Annotated in this window: 19 protein-coding genes and 1 pseudogene; 9 read left to right on the forward strand and 11 right to left on the reverse strand. The window is 65.4% G+C overall.

The window, feature by feature from the left end:
- Positions 1-159: 159 nt before the first annotated feature.
- Positions 160-1,353, forward strand: a complete 1,194-nt coding sequence (locus CH278_RS12575) for an esterase/lipase family protein (protein WP_027496218.1) — start codon at positions 160-162, stop codon at positions 1,351-1,353.
- Between the two features lie 69 nt (positions 1,354-1,422).
- On the opposite strand, the pseudogene CH278_RS12580 reads toward CH278_RS12575, so the two are convergent.
- The 5 genes and pseudogenes from CH278_RS12580 to CH278_RS12600 all read right to left on the reverse strand — a co-directional run bounded on the left by CH278_RS12580 (position 1,423) and on the right by CH278_RS12600 (position 6,486).
- A pseudogene (locus CH278_RS12580) lies at positions 1,423-2,445 on the reverse strand (LLM class flavin-dependent oxidoreductase).
- Positions 2,446-2,478: 33 nt separating this feature from the next.
- On the reverse strand, positions 2,479-3,330 hold the full coding sequence (locus CH278_RS12585; protein ID WP_052053233.1) for a glycosyltransferase family 2 protein: 852 nt from the start codon (positions 3,328-3,330) through the stop codon (positions 2,479-2,481).
- Positions 3,327-4,346: a glycosyltransferase gene (locus CH278_RS12590; protein ID WP_094622013.1), complete on the reverse strand. Its 1,020-nt coding sequence runs from the start codon at positions 4,344-4,346 to the stop codon at positions 3,327-3,329. Before CH278_RS12590 ends, CH278_RS12585 begins: the two co-directional genes overlap by 4 nt.
- Complete coding sequence (locus CH278_RS12595; protein ID WP_032371103.1) at positions 4,343-5,455, reverse strand: glycosyltransferase; 1,113 nt, start codon at positions 5,453-5,455, stop codon at positions 4,343-4,345. Before CH278_RS12595 ends, CH278_RS12590 begins: the two co-directional genes overlap by 4 nt.
- Positions 5,452-6,486 carry a glycosyltransferase family 1 protein gene (locus tag CH278_RS12600; RefSeq protein ID WP_228139179.1) on the reverse strand — a complete coding sequence of 345 codons (1,035 nt, stop codon included), beginning with the start codon at positions 6,484-6,486 and terminating at the stop codon, positions 5,452-5,454. The genes CH278_RS12595 and CH278_RS12600 overlap by 4 nt, the downstream gene beginning before the upstream one ends.
- Before the next feature lie 202 nt (positions 6,487-6,688).
- On the opposite strand from CH278_RS12600, the gene CH278_RS12605 reads away from it, so the two are divergent.
- The 4 genes from CH278_RS12605 to CH278_RS12620 all read left to right on the forward strand — a co-directional run bounded on the left by CH278_RS12605 (position 6,689) and on the right by CH278_RS12620 (position 11,091).
- Entirely contained in the window at positions 6,689-7,633 is a 945-nt protein-coding gene (locus CH278_RS12605) for a WcbI family polysaccharide biosynthesis putative acetyltransferase (RefSeq protein WP_032390225.1), read from the forward strand.
- A 65-nt stretch (positions 7,634-7,698) separates the two neighbouring features.
- Positions 7,699-9,948, forward strand: coding sequence for a glycosyltransferase (locus tag CH278_RS27985; RefSeq protein WP_256991777.1), 2,250 nt, complete (start codon positions 7,699-7,701; stop codon positions 9,946-9,948).
- 181 nt (positions 9,949-10,129) lie between these two features.
- Complete coding sequence (locus tag CH278_RS27535; RefSeq protein ID WP_155288598.1) at positions 10,130-10,279, forward strand: hypothetical protein; 150 nt, start codon at positions 10,130-10,132, stop codon at positions 10,277-10,279.
- 98 nt (positions 10,280-10,377) lie between these two features.
- On the forward strand, positions 10,378-11,091 hold the full coding sequence (locus CH278_RS12620) for a CDP-alcohol phosphatidyltransferase family protein (RefSeq protein WP_051365079.1): 714 nt from the start codon (positions 10,378-10,380) through the stop codon (positions 11,089-11,091).
- Here CH278_RS12620 and CH278_RS12625 read toward each other — a convergent pair.
- Positions 11,039-11,875, reverse strand: a complete 837-nt coding sequence (locus CH278_RS12625; protein WP_045842004.1) for a YihY/virulence factor BrkB family protein — start codon at positions 11,873-11,875, stop codon at positions 11,039-11,041. The genes CH278_RS12620 and CH278_RS12625 overlap by 53 nt on opposite strands.
- A 39-nt stretch (positions 11,876-11,914) precedes the next feature.
- A complete protein-coding gene (locus CH278_RS12630) occupies positions 11,915-12,307 on the reverse strand; it encodes an OsmC family protein (protein WP_027496209.1) in 393 nt (130 codons plus the stop codon).
- Between the two features lie 207 nt (positions 12,308-12,514).
- Here CH278_RS12630 and CH278_RS12635 point away from each other — a divergent pair, with 207 nt between their 5' ends.
- Positions 12,515-13,468 carry a hypothetical protein gene (locus CH278_RS12635; RefSeq protein ID WP_032371105.1) on the forward strand — a complete coding sequence of 318 codons (954 nt, stop codon included), beginning with the start codon at positions 12,515-12,517 and terminating at the stop codon, positions 13,466-13,468.
- Positions 13,469-13,544: 76 nt separating this feature from the next.
- On the opposite strand, the gene CH278_RS12640 is transcribed toward CH278_RS12635, so the two are convergent.
- On the reverse strand, positions 13,545-14,726 hold the full coding sequence (locus CH278_RS12640; RefSeq protein ID WP_094622015.1) for a zinc-dependent alcohol dehydrogenase: 1,182 nt from the start codon (positions 14,724-14,726) through the stop codon (positions 13,545-13,547).
- Between the two features lie 127 nt (positions 14,727-14,853).
- Between CH278_RS12640 and CH278_RS12645 the strand changes: the two genes are divergently transcribed.
- The gene (locus CH278_RS12645) at positions 14,854-15,852 is read left to right on the forward strand and encodes an iron-containing redox enzyme family protein (RefSeq protein WP_052053235.1); all 999 of its coding nucleotides are present in this window, start codon (positions 14,854-14,856) and stop codon (positions 15,850-15,852) included.
- Here CH278_RS12645 and CH278_RS12650 read toward each other — a convergent pair.
- Entirely contained in the window at positions 15,834-15,998 is a 165-nt protein-coding gene (locus CH278_RS12650) for a CDGSH iron-sulfur domain-containing protein (protein WP_063216898.1), read from the reverse strand. The genes CH278_RS12645 and CH278_RS12650 overlap by 19 nt on opposite strands.
- A gap of 61 nt (positions 15,999-16,059) precedes the next feature.
- On the reverse strand, positions 16,060-16,746 hold the full coding sequence (locus tag CH278_RS12655; protein ID WP_094622023.1) for a HemK2/MTQ2 family protein methyltransferase: 687 nt from the start codon (positions 16,744-16,746) through the stop codon (positions 16,060-16,062).
- Between the two features lie 202 nt (positions 16,747-16,948).
- Between CH278_RS12655 and CH278_RS12660 the strand changes: the two genes are divergently transcribed.
- Positions 16,949-17,416, forward strand: coding sequence for a hypothetical protein (locus tag CH278_RS12660; RefSeq protein ID WP_032390143.1), 468 nt, complete (start codon positions 16,949-16,951; stop codon positions 17,414-17,416).
- Positions 17,417-17,424: 8 nt separating this feature from the next.
- Positions 17,425-18,606 (forward strand): NAD(P)/FAD-dependent oxidoreductase, encoded by a 1,182-nt coding sequence (locus CH278_RS12665; RefSeq protein WP_057474290.1) that lies wholly within the window; start codon positions 17,425-17,427, stop codon positions 18,604-18,606.
- 25 nt (positions 18,607-18,631) lie between these two features.
- Here CH278_RS12665 and glsA read toward each other — a convergent pair whose 3' ends face one another.
- Entirely contained in the window at positions 18,632-19,840 is a 1,209-nt protein-coding gene (gene glsA, locus CH278_RS12670; RefSeq protein ID WP_032391143.1) for a glutaminase A, read from the reverse strand.
- Positions 19,841-19,873: the final 33 nt, after the last annotated feature.

Genomic DNA, 19,873 nt, shown 5'->3' on the forward strand with positions numbered 1-19,873 from the left:
CCGCATTAGCGTCTGGTTCGTTGTCATTTGTGACGCCCCATCACGAATGAACGGTCACGTGCGGGCGGTTTCCAAACGTGATGCGGCGCACGTTCCGGGCCGAAATCCGGGCCTACAGTTCCGACTTGTCCACTTGACCCTCGTCGAAAGTCAGGCTCCATGACCACTTCTCGGTCCACCTTCCGTGCAACGAGGAAGGCCACGACAGTCCGCGCTGCGATGATTGCTGCAATGGCATGCTCCGTTGCCCTCGGTTCCGGTTTCGCAGCACAGGCTCAGCCGGCACCCGTCCCGGTACCGGCACCGCCCGCAACCGTGCAGGGCAACACCGTTGTTCCGCCGGGGCCGACCGGCGCATACCCGAAGGCCTCGGATCAGGGCATCACGGCACCGAGCATCGATTCGGCTGCCCCCGCCACCGCGACGTACGACCCACGGACCGAGACCACCGGATACGGGCCCGATCAGAAGAACTTCCTGGCCGGATTCCTCTACAGCATCGTCAACCCCAACGTCGCACCCCAAGGTGCCAACGATTGGAACTGCAAGCCCACCGCCGCGCACCCCCGCCCGGTCGTCCTCCTGCACGGCACCTGGGAGAACGCGTACAACAACTTCGCGCGCATGTCGCCTGCCCTGAAGAAGGAGGGCTACTGCATCTTCGCGCTCAACTACGGAGACGGCGACTCCAGTGTCGTCGGCAATCTCCCGTCGCTTCGCGGTACCGCATCGGTCGCGTCCAACGCGAAGGAGATCGCCACCTACGTCGACGCTGTGCGGACGGCCACGGGCTCTGCGCAGGTCGACATCGTCGGCCACTCCCAGGGTGGGCTCGTCACCCGTCAGTACCTCCGTTTCGAGGGCGGTGCCAATCCGACCGACCCGACCAAGAACAAAGTGAACACGGTCGTCAGCGTCGCCGGATCGAATCACGGCACCACCCTCGTCGGCATCGGAACTCTGGGGCGCACCATCAACAACCTGGGACTCAACGTCCTGGGAGTCGTCGGTGCCATCGCCGGGCCGGCAGCTTCGGACCAGGTGATCGACTCGCCACTCGTCAAGGGACTGGCCGTCGGCGGTGACACCGACCCCGGCATCAAGTACACCGTGATCGGCACCAAGTACGACGAGGTCGTCACCCCGTACAAGACGACGTTCCTCACCGCAGGCCCCGGTGCCACCGTCAACAATGTCACCCTGCAGGACGGCTGCGGCATCGACCTGTCGGACCACCTGTCGATCTCCGTCTCACCGCGCGCGATCGGCATCGTCAAGAACGCACTGGATCCGAAGGGCTTCCCCGCGAAGTCGATCCCGTGTGCCTACAACTCGCCCATCACGGGCCAGTAGGACACCGGTACCTCTGTTCCACCAGGGCGATCGGCCGATCGGGCCGATCGCCCTCGGCGGAAGTCCGGGTCAGTTCTGTGCTGGGGTCCACCCCAGCGCCGGGCCGAGCTTCTGCGCCGTGTCGGTCAGGATCTGCACGTAGTCCTCGTGGTCGAAGCTGAACGGCAGCGCGAACGCCACCTCGTCGACCTCGCGAAAAGATCGATTGGCGTACAACTGCTCCGCGATCTCGTCCTAGGTACCCACGAGGTCCGGTGCGAACATCATCCGAGCCGGCCCCTGCGGTGCTCCGGTCCGTGCAGTACGCGCGTGAACGTAGTCCTTGTACTTGCGCTTCTGCGCGGCGGAAGCACTGTCGGTGGGGATGACCACCAGCCCCTGGGAGACCCGCGCGTCGGCCCCGGCCGGGTGAGCCTCGCGGAACCGCGCGATGTGCGCGCGCTGGATCGCATCGAAATCCGTCGAGTCCTCGGCGCGCACCACACTGCTCACCAGAAGATTCATCGCGTTCTCCCCTGCCCACTGGGCAGAACGGAGACTGGCCCCGCCGTACCACATTCGGTCCCGTAGACCACGCGAATACGGTTGTACTCGTTCGGAATACGCTTCGACTCCCTCGGTCCCCGACCACGTGGACGCAGGTTCACCGGCTACGAACCGAAGCAGCCGCGAGACTCGGTCGTAGCCGAAGTCCTCGTCCTCGGCGGTGTCGGGATACAACGAGTGTGCGACGCGATCGAAGTGCATCGGTTGTCCCACACTGATTCCCGCGTTGACGCGCCCACCGGACAGCACATCCACCGTGGCCAGGTCCTCGGCGAGACGCAACGGGTTCTCCCAACCCAACGGCGTCACCGCAGTGCCGAGCATGATGCGGTCGGTACGTTGCGACGCGGCGGCCATGACCGCGATGGGAGACGAGATACCGAACTGCAGGTGACGATGACGAAGCCACGCACTGTCGAATCCCAGCCGCTCCCCGAGTTCGATGATGCGCAGCGTCGATTCGTGGCCGACCCCGGGTGCGTTCTCGTCGAAGAGCCCGATGGTCAGAAATCCGAGCGAACGCAGGGGCCTGGATGGTTCGGGCACGTCTGGACCTCGTTTCGTGAAAGTCCGGCCAGCCTAATTCACACCGTCGTCGGTGTCGTGAACAGCGGCGGTGAGACGGCGAATCTCGGTGCCGCCGTACTCGAGCAGTCCGAGCGACGCGAACGCTTCGAGCCATCCGACCATCGGCCACCGGCCCCACCGACGGAAGAAGATCCGAGCGTTGACGACGATGTCGTCGAGATGTTCCACCGGAGGATCGGACACGGGATGGAACTGGTGGTACGCGTGAGCGCCGCCCACCCACCGCAACCCGATGCCCGACGCGCGGGCCGTGGCCGCGAAATCCGTGTCCTCGCCCCCGTACCCGGTGTAGTCCTCGCAGAAGCCGCCGATCTCGGTCCACGTGTCGGCGTGCACGGCGAAGGACAACGACCAGAACAGGTCGAAATCGTGTCCGGGTTCCACTGCGCCCGCGGGCGGATTCGGTCGAGCCGGATGCGGCGCGGTGAGCGGGATCAGAGCGTCACCTTCGAGCCCGACGCTGTCGGGTTTCAGGTAGGTCACCGGTCCGCACAACAGAGTTCGCCGACTGTCGGGGCGCAGCGCGGCGCGGCGATACCTGTCGAGCATCTCCGGGGCGGGTATGCAATCCACGTCGAGGAACACCACCAGCTCGGCACCCCGATCGAGGGCAGCGGCTGCCCCGAGATTACGCGCTCGCGCCACCGGCAGCGGGGTCTGTGCCTCCATGTCGAGAACCGTTGCCGCAGAGCCGGATCGGGCGACCACGTCCGCAATGTCGTCATCGCCCATGGCGACCACGATGTGCTCGACGGGCCGGTCGGTGGACTCGGCCAACCCGCGAATCTGCGCGGCGAGGTGATCGTGACGACCCGAGACCACGGTCACGACAACCACGTTCATCGCCGAGCCGTCCCGGACGCAGCCTGCTCGATCGCGCGAGCCGCCCGATCGGGTGCGCCGTCGGTACCGAGCAGCGACCATGTCCGTCCGCCGATGCCCAGGGCGCAGTCGGCAGCGCGTCGCCACCGATCGACCGAGGGCCACTCGTCGAGCACCGCGGCGATGGATCCGGCCGCCAGTGCGTGCGCGGTGGCAGCCTGCTCGTCGAACGGCCGGGCTTGCGGAACCACGATGGCCGGTGTGCCCGACGCGGCGACGTCGGCCACGGCGTTCTGCCCGGCGTTGGTCACCACGAGGGCCGCCGAGCACAGCACCGGCCACACGTCGTCCACCCAGTCACCGCCCGCCACTCCGAGTGTGCGGAAGTCGAACCGGTCGTCCGCGGCGGACCACGAGTCCACCAGTTCACGCGTCAACGAGGTGCCGCCCGCCGCACCCAGTACGACAACCGGGCCTTCGGTGGCCGCAGTGTTCAAGCCCTCCGTTCGGGCTCGTCCGGCGAACCGGCTGATCGAGCCCGAGTACGTCGTCTTGGCGGCGTACGGATGCAACCAGGCCGGGTCGTACACACTGCGTGACCACGGTGCGAGAATGTGCGTCGCCGCGCGATAGGCCATCGCGTGGACGGGATCGGCCCGGTTTCCCGGAATCGCCATGACGATCACCCGGACACCCATCAGCCGCAGAAACATCGCCACTTCCACGGACACATCGACAACCACTGCCCGCGGTCGCTCACGCGCAACCCAGTCGGCGATGATCGCCATCCGTGCGGTCAGCCCGTCGACGTCGTGGGGTGCCCAGTGCACCACTCCCCCCGCCGAGATGTCGTCGGCGGCTGCCTCGCCCACGGTGTCGTTCACATCCAGCGGGAGTGCGATCCATTCCGCTGCAGCATGTTCCGGAGGCCGCGCCCGCGAGGACAGCACCGTGATCGGCTCACCCAGGCGGCGCGCAATCGCGTCGGACCGAGTGACGTGGCCTACCCCGTGGTGGTGTGCGTAGTAGCCGATCATGCAATCGCGAGACCGTGGGCGGACTCCGGTGCCGATGCGGACTCGAGGGTCGATCGGTACAGCTCCTCGTACTCGTCGACCATCCGGTCCACCGAACACACCTGCTCGGCGCGCGCCCGCGCGTCGTGCCTGTTCAACGCTGCCGCGGCGGGAATCGCGGCGGCCAGCCCGGCCACGTCGTCGGCGGGTACCAACACTCCGGACGAGGCGTCGATGATCTCGGGTATCCCTCCGCGGGCGAACGCCGCCACCGGGGTACCGCAGGCCAGAGCTTCGGCGACCACCAGACCGTACGGCTCGGACCACACCGGCGACACCAGCGCGACCTCGGCACCGGCCACCAGCGCGGCGAGGGCCGGCTGATCGAGGTGTCCGACGTATCGGACTCGATCGTCGAGCAGGGGTTCGACGACACCGTGGAAGTATTCGAGGTTGCTGATGGGTCCGGCGATTCGTAGTGACCGGCCGGCGAGCTTCGCGGCGGCGATGGCCAGGTGCAATCCTTTCTCGGGAACCAACCTTCCGGACCACACCACGTAGTCGCCGCCCGCACCGAACGGCCAGTCCTGCAGCGAGATCCCGTTCCGGATGACGATCGTCCCGGACGCGACGTCGGCCCATTGTTCGGCTGCGAACGCACTGACAGCAGCAAAAGTGTTGGCACCGAACGGAGCCAGGGCAACAGCCGACTCCAGCCACGCGAACGGCGGCGTGTGCAGAGTGGTCACCATCGGCACCGGCAGTGTGGCGGACATCGCCAACGGCAGGTAGTGCAGGCTGTGGTTGTGCACGATGTCGAACGAGTTCGACAGCGCACCGGCCAGTTCCATCATCACGGCGAGGTATGCGTGGTGCTCGCGAACCGCAGTGGGGGTGACCGCGAGATCGGCGAGGGCAATCGGTGTCAGATCCAGCGTTCGGACCGGCAACATCGTGGCATCCAGATCGACGCTCGATCCGTCTGCGGCGAACAGACTGACGTGGTGCCCACGCTCGGTCAGCGCCCGCACCAGATTGTAGACGTGTGCCTCCAGACCGCCCGCGAAAGGCTGTGCCACCGGAAAACTCGATGACGCCAGCACCGCGATGCGAAGTGGCTTCTCGTTCAACGCATCTCCTTTGTCACTGCTGCGTAGATCCCAGCGTGGGTCGCTGCGATTCGTTGTCTCTGCTCGGCCCGGGTTGCGGCGTCGAGCGCTGTGGTCCGATCGGCGTGGGCCGCCTGCACGGCTGCCACCAACGTGGCGGGATCGAACGAGTCGGTGTTCATGACGAAACTGTGAATCGGCGCTTGGTCGGCATAGAAGCCGCAATCGGACGCGACGACGGCCGTTCCCAAATCCCGACATGCCTCGAGCCAACCCGAATGTGTTCCGAACCGATACGGCAACACCGAGACGTCGATCGAAGACAGGTAGTCCCACAGTTGCTCGTCGTCGAATCGGGCGTGCACCCGCACATCGACGTCGGGGAAACTGTTGTAGTCCAGCAACTTCGCGCCGACGGTCGGGTCGTACCAGTGGCCGGCCGTGTCGAACACGTCCTCGTCGATGTCCAACCGCACCGTCGCAGCCGGTAGCGATCGAGCCGCCTCGACGACGGCGTCCATCACCGCAAGCGGGTCGATGTTCGCTCGCAGGTTCTTGGCGTGGACTCCGATGACGAACGAGTCCGACACCGGGCGTGGGACGTTCATTCTCTCGAGAGGCACCACGTGTGGGTGCTCGATCACCGTCGCATGCACGTTCCACCGATCGGCTATCCACGCAGCTGCTCCCTCGGTGAGGGTGATCACGGCATCGGCACCACGTATCAACACGTCCAGCTGCTCCAGATGACCGGTGTTGTCCGCGAAGTGGGGATTGTGCGCGTCGTGGACGGTGAGCACCAGGGGCTTGCGATGGGCCCTCAAGTACTCGACCGTGCGGGTCAAGTCTTCCGGTGAGAAGGACTCGAAGCCGAAGTGCACGTGCAGAACGTCGAAGCTCGAATCGGGTTGCTCGGCCAACCACCCGGCGTCGAGGAGACGAGGCGGCCACCACTGGCCCGGCACATCGACGCGAACCGGCGTCGGATCGGGCAACAGCACCACCGAGTTACCGGAGCCGTCGGGCACCGGCTGCACGTGCTGTACGTACACGTGAGAGGAGGGTACGGACGCAATACGAATCATGAATTCCTTCGGGTACAGGTCAGACGAATCGTGCCTGTTCCCGACACGCGCATGGGGTCTGTACCCACTTCGTACCGAGTTCAATCGCGGTTGGCGTCGCAGGTTCGGCGGGGCTACGTTGACCAGAAGAATGGTCGAACACACGCACTCACACGACGTCGGGGCAGACATGGACGGGCGTACTCGCCACTACGGCGATTTCTACGGAATATCGGGGCTCGAGGCCGCGCCACGTACACCCGTCGACGATCGCCCCCTGTTGCTCGTCTGGGGTAACTGCCAGGCCGAGGCGATGCGCATTCTGCTGAGCTCGGATGCGGCGATGCCGTTTCGGACGGTACGAATCCCGCCGGTACACGAACTCGAATCCGCCGATCTGCCGCACGTCGATCGATTGGTCCGGCAGACCTCGGTACTGCTGACTCAACCTGTGCGGGAGGGCTATCGGCATTTGCCGCTCGGGGTCCCCGATCTGACACGATCACTCCCGCCGCACGCCGTGGTACTTCGTTGGCCCGTGCTGAGATACGCTGCGCTGCATCCTTTTCAGATCATCGTTCGACATCCGAGCGACCCAGCGGCCGTTCCGGATCTCGTTCCGTACCACGATCTGCGGACGATTGTGGCCTTCGAGCGTGGCGTGCGGTCCGGCGAGAACTGGGACCTCCCGGTATCCGACGCCGGCTTTCGTGATGCCGCGCAGGCGAGCCTGGACGAGCTACGACGACGCGAGAGCCGCGACACCGATATCGCTGCGTCCGACCTGTTCCAGAGTGCGGGAAGCCGTGCCACTCATACGATCAACCATCCGACCAACGTGGTGTTGACTGCACTCGCGCAGCGGATCCTGGACCACCTCGACACCGCCTGCACTGTGGGTGATCCAGGGAGAGAACTGCTCGGCGGTGTGCGAGCGCCCGTCGAACGTCGGGTACTGCGCGCCCTCGGCCTCCCCGGTGATGCTCGCCCAGACTGGACGGTCGACGGTTCCGACGTGTCCAGCGACGTCGTGCACCGCGCTCACCTCGATTGGTATGCGGCACATCCCCAGTTCGTCGACGCCGCACTGGCCCGCCACTCCGAGCTCCTGCGAATCCTGCAGACGACGCCGTGATCGCACCCGTGCATCATCTCGTGGTCGGCCCACCGGACCACGGAGTCGTCCGGTGTGCCCGCGACATGGCTACGGCCACAGCGAGTCCCGTGGTGACCGCTCCCGACCGACTACCGCCCGACACTCCCGTCCACATTCACTTCACCGACCGGCTGTTCGGACGTACCGCGCACGAGGCAGCCGATGCCATTGTCGCACTGGCACAGCAGCATCGAGCCCGCATCACCGTTACGCTGCACGACGTACCCCAGATCTCGGACGGCTCCGCGTTTGCGGCACGCACCGACTGCTACCGCCGAGTGATCGACTGCGCTGCAACGGTCGTGGTGTCGAGTGTGCACGAGCGACTGCTTCTCGAGGACATACTCGACAGCCGACCCGACATCCGGGTCATTCCCCTACCGATAGACCGCCCGGCACTACGATCCGACGACGTCGTCCCCCAGCGAGTCGTCGGGATTCTCGGGTTCGTCTATCCGGGGAAGGGACACAGCGAAGTACTCGGTGCCATGTCTGCACTGGACACCGACGTCGGGTTCGAGATCGTCGGGGCCGCGTCGGCCGGACACGAGGACGTGCTCGACGAACTACGCGCCACTGCCCGGCATCTGGGCAGGCCGTTTTCGACGACCGGCTTCGTGCCCGACGCCGAACTGGGCGGCCGGTTGCGGTCCATTGCTGTCCCGGTCGCTTTCCACCGGCATGTATCGGCATCCGGTTCGATCAACACCTGGATCGCGGCGGGCCGTCGCCCTCTGGTCCCTCGTGGTCGATACGTCGACGAGATGGCCGTCAATTCGCCCGATGCGCTGTGGATTCACGAGGACACAGTGGAGGGCCTGGCCGAGGCCATGGCAGAAGCGTTACGCCGACCCGAGAAGACATGGCAGGCCACCGACTCGGCACCGTATCCATCGCCGGCGCAGGCGGCCGACCTGTACAGCTCCCTGTTCCGAGAAGGCATGGCTCTACCGTCCATCGCGCTGCCCGATGGCCGCTCGGTGGTTCCGCACAATCGGTGGGATCTGGCACCGACCGCATCCGACACGCCCCGAGTGTCGGTCGTGATTCCCTACTTCCGGCAGCAGCACCAGCTCGACCTGGTTCTGACAGCGTTGACCGCGCAGACCTGGCCCGCGTCCCGCATCCAGGTGATCGTCGCCGACGACGGATCTCCCGAGGAACCGAACGTGGAGGAATTCGGCTCGGCTCTCGACATCACCGTCGTGCGCCAACCGGATCTCGGATTCCGGGCCGCCGCCGCACGTAACCTCGGTGCGTCCGCAGCGCGCGGAGACATCCTCTGCTTCCTCGACGCCGACACCGTGCCCGAACCCGATTACATCGAGGAATCGGTACGCCTGATCGTGGCCCTTCCCGATGCGGTGACGGTGGGTAGGCGTCGACATGCCGATCTCGGCGGGTGGACGCGCGCGGACATCGGCACCTGGTTCGACGGCCGATCTGCGGGCCCCACGGAATTCACCGAGCCCCGATGGCTTCGTGACGGCTACGCCGGCTCGCGAGATCTTCTGGACGCGGACCGTCGTTCGTACCGATACGTCATCAGTGCCGTGATGTCCTGCAGCCGAACGTTGTTCGAGGAACTCGGCGGGTTCGACCCGACGTTCGTCGGGTACGGCGGAGAAGACTGGGAATTCGCGCATCGGGCCTACGCCGCAGGTGCCGTCCTGGCCCATCGGCCGCGAGCAGTCGCCTGGCACGACGGGCCCGACTGGGCCGAACGCACGGGCGGAGACCGAGAGCGGAAGAACGCCGAAGCGCTGATGCTGGCCTCCCGCATCACCGACCCTGCGGCGCGTACCCAGGGTCTGACCTACGCGCTGCCGGAGATCGTCGCGGTTGTCGATACCACCGGGCACAGCGCTGCGTCCCTCATCGAGACCGTCGGCTCGATCCTGAGGCATCCTGATTGTCGAGTGTGGATTCGCGGACCCGGTGCCGACGAATCACGGCGGCAGTGGGGCGACGCCGACTGCCGCATCCAGGTGGGTCTTCCGGGAGACACTGCGCGTTCTCACGCGGTGCTCGAGGTGCGCGGCCTCGTCCTGTTCGGTGCCGACGCACTTCGTCGTCTCGTGGAGACAGGAGCGGATCGGCTGACGGTCGACGTGGGCAACTCGGGCACGGTCGAACTGCGCACGTCTCGGTCGAACTGTCGCGCTCGACGGTGGTCGTCGACGATGGGAACGGCTTCCGAGGACCTCGTGGAGGCCCTGTTCGGGCACATGCATCGGACAGGCGCGGAGTTCGGGCTCTTCGCGGGCGAGGTTCAACCGAAACTCGCGTGGTGAATGTGGGGTGGTTCCGGTGTCGACTCGACCGAATCGGGTACGGCCAGTGGGAGAATGTAAATCGGCGGCAGACAAAAGCAACGGCGAGATCGGGCGAATGATGAACAGAACGCTGTATTCGATGATGTGGATGATGGCGATTATCTTTTTCGTCGCTTTGCTTTGGGGCACAGTCGGTTACGTGTACGCAGACACCCATCCTCTGCAGCGAGCGGCATTCGTCGGAGGCGGAGTGTTGATCGCGGGATGGCTGATTCTGTTCGCGGCCGTCGGGATCAAAATATCGCGGCTCAAAGCCCGCAGGAGACAGAGCAACTCCGACGAGCAGTAACTGTTGGAGCCGCTCGGGTGTGGGTTTCGAATAGGCGGGTATACACCGACGAATCTTTCGTAGAGTCGGTCTTTCGATTTGCCGAGCAAGGATCGTCGATGGTCAACCAGCGCAGCACACCGAGCCGGCGCACTTCGTCCGAACTTCCGGCGACCCGCCAGGAATATCTGTCGACATGGTCGGGTCTGCACAGCAACATCGATCCATCGTCGTCGGTGCTCGTGTCGACGTGGCTTCGTCTGGTGTACTTCCTGAGCGCCCCGCTCGTGCGCGCATCCGTCTCGGCCCACGTCGTCACCGTCGCCGCGGTGGTTGCGGCTGCAGGATCGGTGGCGTTGTCCCGGCCGGGCACCTCGCTGCCCCTCCTGGCGGCGGTGCTCATCGTGTTCTCCGGGCTGCTCGACGGTATCGACGGCGGCGTGGCCATGATCGGCCGTTCCCAATCGCAGTGGGGCTATCTGCTGGACACGGTGTCGGATCGGTGCAGCGATCTGCTGTTCCTCGCGGGCAGCCTCGCGCTGGGCGCTCCGATGCCCATCGTCGTTGCCGTCGGTGTGACGACATTGCTGCACGAGACGGCCCGCGCGCGTGCCGTCGGAGCCGGGATTTCCGACGTCGGCTTTCTGACAGTGTGGGAGCGGCCGTCTCGGGTCGTTGCCGCAGTCGTCACCGCGACCGTTGCGGGCGCGGGCCCCGGTAGCGCTCAGACGTCCGCGACGATCGGAATATCGGTGACGTGTGGTCTGGCTGTTCTCGGGTTCACCCAGCTGATGTTCGGGCTGTACCGACGGGCCGATCGAACTCGGCGGTGATCAGCCAGCCGGCGAGCGCCAGCACGTGAAAGACGAACATCCACAGCATGATTGCCACACCGCCGCCGATGTCGGTGAGACCGCCGAACGGTGCACCGAGGTCGACCGGAATGGCCAGGAACAAGATGAAGCCGTGCATGAACCCGGTGACGATCGACGACGTGACCAAGGAGCCGGCCACGAGTGCCCGCCACCCCACCGCCCGCGGCGCGATGACCCGGTAGGTCCAGGCAAGCGGAACGGCCAGGATCAGCCATAGGCAGTTGAACCCCAGAAATATTCGTAGAGCCAGCGCACCGGCACCCCCGCCGCCCGTGGTCGCCTGCAGGACGCGTGCGACGGTCAGCACCCCGAGGAGCAACACCGGGGCGGCAACGAAAAAGGGCACCATCGCAGCTCTGCCTCGCCACCCGGTGAACGTTTCACGGGTCGGGGCGAAGCGCACGATCGCCCTCCGCAGACCCTCTCCGTAGAACGTCGCGGGAAAGATCGAGATCACGACCCCCAGCGGTCCCAGGTGTATTCCGGCATCGGCCAGGCCGTCGAGCGCCGCGCGGGCACCCAACGCATCGGGCAGTAACGCAGACATGGCGTCGAATCCGCCCTGTACCCACTGCGCCGACACCAACAACACAGTCGCCCGGATCGTCAGAAGCAACAGAGGGACGACGGCGATCACCGCGTAGAACGTCAGTCCGCCCGCGATCAGCGTGGTGTCCTCACGCGCGAAGCCGGCTTTGATCGCCTGCACTCCGCGAACCGCCCGAACGCGAACGGATGTCATCGCGCGCGTTCGGAGCGGGTCCGCCGAACGATCGAGCGGTTATTCAAGGGTGACGTCCACGGCGTCGATCACTTTGAGGAACGGGCAGATCGACGTGGCCTGCGCGAGTACGGCCTCCGGGTTGTCGGTGCCCGGTAGCGACACCGACAGTGCGAATTTCGCGTCGTAACCGGATGCGTCGGAATCGGTCAGCACGACGGTGCCCTTGACCGCGAGTTCGTCGACACTGCCGCCGACGGTCCCCAGTGCGATTCGCAGTGACTCCACCAAGCAACTCGACAGCGCTGCGGCCATCAACTGCTCGGGGTTGGTGGCCTCGCCCGGGCCACCGAGTTCGGCCGGTTCTCGCACACTCAACGACAGCACTCCGTCGTCGGAGGTCACGCCGGTCGCAGTTGCAGAGACGGTTGCTGTGTACAGCTCGGTAGTCATCGGTGTCGGATGTCCATTCCGCTGCCGATCGAAACCGTCGAATCCCGCCGACACGAGTAGCGGTTCGGACGTGTCGCTGTTCACACCTGCGGTACAGCCGTTTGACAGAACTTACCGGCGGGTAACACCCGAACAGGGCCGAGCATCACGCTGTGACCCACAGGCATCGGCCGGATCCATGTACCCACCCACCGAAAGGGGAGCACCATGAGCACATCGACTTTGATCGCTCAGTTGCGGATTGCACTGCAGCTGACACACACCGAAATTCAGGTCGCGGAAACCCGCGTCGTGCAGGCGCGCACCGAAGCGGTTCGTCGGGAACTGACGCAGAACGCCGCCAACGGACGTGACCGCGCCGCCGCTATCGAGGAAGCACTGCGCAACCTCGGTGGCCTGCCCGAGGTAGTGGCACCGTTCATCGGGCGCACGTTCGCAGCGGTGAAGGCAGTCGCCGAGCAGGCGCAGCCGTTCGACGAGGCACTGCTGGGCGATCTCGCCCTCGAGCAGCAACTGCTGGGTCGAGCGAAGTACATCAAGGCTTTGGCGACAGCAGCCGAGGAACCGTCCGTCGTGGCACTGGCCGGCCGCTTGGCAACCGCGCACGCCGCCACGGTCGAATGGCTCGAGACCGTCCTCGCCGAAGACGCCCTGGGTGGACCCGCCGCACTGCGCCGGACGCCTCTCCAGGCAGCTGCCGGCACCGCAGTCAAGATCGTCAACGCACCGGCCAACTGGTCGGCCCGCGGTCTCGACCGCGCACTGGACGCCGCTCGCGCCACCCCGGACCGACTGAGCGCTCTGCTGGGCCGCGGTGCACACGCAGGCGACGTCGCCGTCAGAACGTTGACCGCCAGCCGCGATGCAGCACTCGAAGCCGCCGAGGATGTCACCCGTAGCGAAGGTGTCGACACTGTCGCCGACGCCATTCACACCGCTCGGTCCGCCGGTGGAACTCTCGGTGCCGACGAGCTTCCCGTAGCCGACTACGACGACCTCAACGTCTCGGACGCGGTGGCCGCCATCAAGGAACTGACCACACCCGCCGATGTACGCACTGTCGTGGCGTACGAAGAGGCACACAAGAACCGCCACGGAGTCGTGTCTGCAGGACAGACTCGCCTGGCAGCAATCGCCAAGGACGTCATCTCCGTCGACTGACGACGATCGACCGTTCCTTCTGCGAATACCGATGCGGCCCGTGAAGTTCCGGGCCGCATCGCTGTATTCGAAAGGTTCAGGGCTTCAACAGAACCTTGATCGCACCGTCCTGCTTCTTCTGGAAGATGTCGTACGCATGCGGCGCTTCTTCGAGCGAAAGCTCGTGAGTGGCGAACGAATCGACGCCCAACGGATCGTCCTCGCCGAGGAGCGGCATGATGTCGTCGACCCATCGCTTGACGTTCGCCTGGCCCATCCGCAGCTGAATCTGCTTGTCGAACAAGGTCATCAACGGTAGCGGATCGGCCATACCTCCGTACACACCGATGATCGAGATGGTTCCGCCGCGTCGAACGATGTCGATTGCCGAGTACAGCGCACCCAGCCGGTCCACGCCGGCCTTCTGCATCATCGGCGCGGCCACGGCGTCGGGCAGCATTCCGACGATCTGCTGGGCCAGCTTGCCGACCGGTGAGCCGTGCGCCTCCATTCCGACGGCATCGATCACCGCGTCCGTTCCTCGGCCGTCGGTCATGTCACGAATGACGTCGCCGACGCCCCCGCTGTGTTCGGCCAGATTCACCGTTTCGATTCCCCGTGCCGCAGCTCGCGCCAGGCGCTCGGGTACGAGGTCGACAGCAATGACCCGAGCACCCTTGTGCTGGGCGATGCGGGCGGCCATGTCTCCGATGGGACCGAGTCCGAGCACCGTCACCGACCCGCCTGCAGGTATCGACGCGTACTCCACCGATTGCCACGCGGTAGGCAATACGTCGGAGAGGTAGACGAATCGCGAATCGGGTCCGGCCTCGGGGACCTTGATGTGCGTGAACTGCGCCTGCGGAACACGGAGGTACTCCGCTTGCCCACCGGGCACTTGGCCGTACAGCTTGGAGAAGCCGAACAACGCGGCACCCATGCCCTGCTCACGAACCTGGGTGGTCTCGCACTGGGTGTACAGACTCGAATTGCACATGTAGCAATGTCCACACGAAATCTGGAACGGGATGACCACACGGTCTCCGACGGCGAGATCGCCTGTCTCCGAACCGACTTCCTCCACGATGCCCATGGGCTCGTGACCCAGAATATCGCCCTGGTCCATGAAGGCACCGAGCGTCTCGTACAGGTGTAGGTCCGATCCGCAGATATTGGTGGTCGTGATCTTCACAATTGCGTCCGTCGGCGCTTCGATGCGGGGATCGGGCACCGAATCGACGCTGACGTTCCTCTTGCCCTGCCATGTCACTGCGCGCATGGAGGCTCCTCTCTGTTACTCGACCCCGAAACTCGGAATCGCACGAAGCGGATTACCTGCTTCGTATGCGTGCAAACGCATCGGACCCACACGATTGACCGTGACCGGCAGCGGGTAGGCGTGAACAATGAGTGTTGTGACCCCTTCCATCGCCCCCACCCTCGTGTCGCCTCGGTTGCCGGTGCCGTGTGGTCCACTCTCGGACGCCGTGATCCGGTATCTCTCCACCGGCGGCGGTGCCGCACTGCCCAGCGCGTCGGATGCCGATCCGACGTCGCGTGACATGCAACTGGCGTTGCTCATCAGCTACGAACTGCACTACCGCGGGTTCGAGGGCGTGGACGACGAACTGGAGTGGGATCCGGCACTGCTGCAGTTCAGAGCAGCACTCGAATCCGCGTTTCTGAACTACGTACGCTCGAATGTCGAACCCGGCGACGACGTCGTCGCCGAAATGAAGCGACTGTCGGTCGAGGCGTCGTCCGGTACCGGCCCGTCGTGGTTCCTGCGGGACGAAGGATCATGGGAGCAGATGCGCGAGTACTTCGTACATCGGTCCATCTACCACCTCAAGGAAGCGGATCCCCATGCGTGGGCGATCCCGAGGCTGGTCGGCCAGGTCAAGGCCTCGTATGTCGCCGTCGAATTCGACGAGTACGGCGGTGGTAGGGGTGAGCGTGTCCACCAGCATCTGTGGGCCGAATCCATGACGGCAGCAGACCTCGATGCGTCCTACCTCGGGTACGTGGATCGCGTCCCCGCCCAGACACTCGCGTGGGTCAACCTCATGTCGTTGTTCGGATTGCACCGTAGCCGCCGAGGTGCCACCGTGGGCCATTTCGCCGCCACGGAGATCACGTCCTCGCCGGGTTCACAGCGGTTCGTGCAGGGCCTTCGCAGGCTGTCAGCGCCGGCTGCATGCATCGCGTTCTACGCGGAGCACGTCGAGGCCGACGCCGTCCACGAGCAGGTCCTGCGCCACGACGTGGTGGAGAACCTGATCGGACAGGAACCGCACATCGAAGCCGACATCGTCTTCGGCATGCGCGCACTGGATTTCGTCGAGAACGCGCTCGCGGACCACGTGATGCAGCGGTGGTCCGCCGGTCAGTCGTCGCTGGACTGACTCGCTCGTCGCTTCGCGCGATGGCTCGTGTCGCACAGTGGGTACGTCTTGCTTCGCTTGCATGTGCACAGCGCGACGACGAAACGATCCGAGGTGACGACGGAGCCGTCGTCGAGTTCGATCTCGACCGGCCCGTCGATCAGCATCGGTCCGCCCCGGACCAGTCTCACCCGAGTGCGCGCAGGTGCAGCGTCACCACCCGTCGACTCATCGCTTGTCGCCACGCAACACCACCAATTCTTCCGTTCTGCGGCCTGATTCGAGCACGCCCTTGGCCTCGAGCCACTCGGCACGAGCCGTCATGACGGGCCCGAAGTCGATTGTGCGGCACGCCGCCTCCGATGCACCGAAACCGTGAGTATTCAGCATCTCCCGTGTTCGCTGCGGACCCGAGAATTCCGAGTGGACCACCAGCAGCACACCGCCGGGTGCCAGCAGTTCCGCGCCTCGCGTGCACAGAGGGTCGAGCACCACTCGCCCGTCCTCACCCGCATCCCAGGCGCGGTGCAAACCCATGCCGGTGGGCGCGGTCTCCGACGGAACGTACGGAGGGTTGCACAGCAGAATGTCGAACGGCTCCAGCTCGGTCGCCTCCGAGAACGACCCCAGCCGCACATCCACATCGACTCCGACCGACCGGGCATTGCGCTGCGCACAGGCAACCGCACGCGGAGAGATGTCGAAGGCCACCACCTCGCGGGCACCGAGCAGTGCTGCGGTGATGGCCACTGCGCCGCTACCGGTACACATGTCGAGTACACGGGCTCCGGGCACGAGCCCCGAATCTACGGCGACGTCGCACAGCAGAAGTGAATCCTCCTGAGGCTCGTACACTCCGGGATCGGCGTGCACTCGTGCCAGCGAACGGACGGAATCGAATTCGGCTGTCGTCATGGACATTCCTCCCAGCGTGGATTGTCGGATTCGTATTCCCGCGTCCAAGCCCCGCAAACCGGTTGTTCGGAACAGGCTTACCGACACGCACTTCGGGGTAGTGCTAGGACGTGTGTGGTTGAGGAGCAGCCCGCAGTCTCGGCAGTCGACTGCCGCACTCCCCCTGCACGGGTTCAGGAGTTCGGCTCCAGAGGAGTTGTCCATGATCGTCGTTCCGTCCATTCGAACTCCGCTCGCCGGTGTGGTTCCATCGCTCTCCACCGCCGACGACCGTGCCTCGAGTACCCGTTCCTCGCTCCCGGAGGCCGAGATGACGGTGTCGGTCGACGAGAGCGCAGGCGACGACATCGAGGTGCGCATTGCCGGCACCATCACCGACGTGGACGTTCCGGTGCTGGCCGAGACGTTGGGGGAAGCCGCCGAGCGCGGCCGGGCTCTGATTCTCGATCTGTCTCGCGTCACGTTCGTCGCGGCGGGAGTTCGCTCCGTGCTCGACGCCACCGCTATTCGCCAGGGTCGCTGGCAGCAGAAACTCTCCGTCGTGCTTCCCGACGGCGCAGACCCGAGCGGCGTCTCGGACCGCGTGTTCGTCTACCGCACGCTCGCCGAAGCCCGCACCGAAACCGATGCCCGCACCGAAGTCACAGCGCAGGCGGCCGATTCACGGTGAGCCGCACCATGTACGACGTGCTGATCATCGGTGGAGGCAATGCCGGTATCAGCGCGGCCGCACGACTGCTGAAGAAGGGCGTATCCGACGTCGCCGTGATCGAGCCCAAGCAGGTGCACACGTACAAGCCCCTGTTGTCGTACGTCGGTGCCGGTCAGGCACCGCTGACCGAGGCCGAACGGACCCAACGCTCGGTGACCCCCGAGGGCTGTGTGTGGCTCGAAGATTCGGTCGTGTCGGTGGATCCGGCAGAACGATCGGTTCGCTGCGCGTCGGGAATGGAGTACGGCTACCGCGATCTCGTGCTGGGGCAAGGCCTGATCGCCGACGAAGCCGCTCTGCCGGGTGTGCATGCGGCACTTCGTTTTCCCGATGTCGCCAGCAACTACCTCGACCGGGCCGAGCGCACATGGCGGCTGGTCCGTGACCTGCCTGCACACAGTCATGCCGTGTTCACCGTGCCGCGCCCGCCCGTCGGGTGTACCGGGACCACCGTCAAGCCGCTGTTTCTCGCGGCCGCCCACTGGAAGCGCACAGGACGACTACCGACCGTCGACATCACGTTGGTCGTCGATCGTGAGAGTCTGATCGGTGTCCCTGACCTGGACCCCCGGCTCGCCGGCCACCTCCGAGACCTGGGTGTGCGCGTCGTGATGGATACGGCGGTCACGGCGCTCGAGCCGGAGAGCAAGCGCATCACCGTCACCGATCACGCCGGGGTCGACGAGCGTATCGACTACGACATGCTGCACCTGGTCCCGCCGTACCGCGGACCATTGTGGGTACAGGAGTCCGGTCTGGCAGGAGAGCAGCCGCACGGTGTCGTCGACATCGACTCCCGCACGATGCGGCACCGACGCCACCCCGAGGTGTGGGCTGCAGGCGACGGTGCAGCGATCGACACCGACTCGTCGGGTGGCGCTCTACGCAAACAGATTTCGGTTCTCGTCGACAATCTCGTCGCATCCAGGAGCGGCGGAGCGATGTCGAGTTACGACGGGTACACCGTCGCACCCATCGCTGTCGAAGCACACACTCTGATTGCTGCCGAGTTCGACCGCACCGGTGCACTGGCCTCGTCGCTACCCTCGTTTCTCGATCCCCTGAAACCCAGACGGTCCGCGTGGGCGTTCGACCGATACGGCCTACCGCAGTCCTACTGGCACATGATTCTCGCCGGGAGACTGTGACACCGACCGTCTGGTTCGAGGTGTGTCAGCTGTCGCGGGAGGCGTTCATCAGCCCGTCGGGATCCTCGACGACGACGCGGTAGCCGTCGTCTTCCAGTCCGCTCACAGCCTCTCGAAGGAGGCGCTGTGCAGCGCCGTCGACGGCGCGCACTTCGGTGAAATCGACGACTATCTCCTCGCAGTCCGGGACGCCGGCCGCAAGACGGGCGACAACGGATTCCGCACCGGCGAACCTCAGCTCGCCCTGCAGTTCGACGGTGGTGACGCCGTCGGATTCGCTCAGCGTGCGAATGGCGGATTCGCCGCTGGGAGGGACGTGCATCATGTGCAGACCGAGGTCGCGTGACAGCCTCTCGAACACCGCAACCCCGCGGACGCTGTTTCCGTGCTCGTTCAACCGGGGCGAGATCACGGCAACACCCACCTGACCGGGGAGCACGCCCATGATGGCTCCCGCGACTCCACTCTTGGCCGGAATGCCCACTGTCGCAATCCAACTGCCGCTGCCGTCGTACATCCCACAGGTTGCCATGACAGCGAGAACGTGACGGTTGACCGCGGGGTCGACGACCTGTCGGCCGGTGGCCGGATCGGTTCCGCCGTTCGCCATCACCGAGGCGATCACGGCCAGATCGTTGCACGTCACCGTCACCGCGCACTGGCGCGCATACCCGTCGACGACGACCGCGGGTTCCGCACCGAGGTGGCCGACCGACTTCAGCAGGTGCGCGATCGCGGTATTTCGATCGTCGGATTCCAGTTCGGCCTCGTACACCGACCGATCGATGTGGAGTTCACGGCCGGCCATGGCTCCGAGTAGCTCGATGAGCCGCCCCGCTCGTTCTTCGCCGTCACTGCCCGCGATCATCGAATGTACCGCCAGCGCACCGGCATTGATCAGAGGGTTGCGAGGTCGACCGGTCCGCGCCTCCAACGAGATCTCGTTGAACGAATCACCCGACGGTTCGACGTCGACGGCCTCGAGCACCGCTGCGAGCCCGTTGTCCTCGATGGCCAGCGCATAGGCCACCGCTTTGGCGATCGACTGGATGGAGAATTCGGTGTCGGTATCGCCCGCCCCGTAGTGCGACCCACCGACGGTGGCGAGCGCAACCGCGAACGTGTCGGGATCGGCCGCCGCCAATTCCGGGTTGCCGCTCGACATTTCCCCATCGTCGAGGTGTCGGCACTCCGTCAGGACGGACTGAAGATACTCGGGCACCGGTGATCTCATCACCCCACGCTAACCGTCGGGTCTTGACACGCC

The organism is Rhodococcus sp. 05-2254-5, from assembly GCF_002258575.1.
GTDB lineage: Bacteria > Actinomycetota > Actinomycetes > Mycobacteriales > Mycobacteriaceae > Rhodococcoides > Rhodococcoides fascians.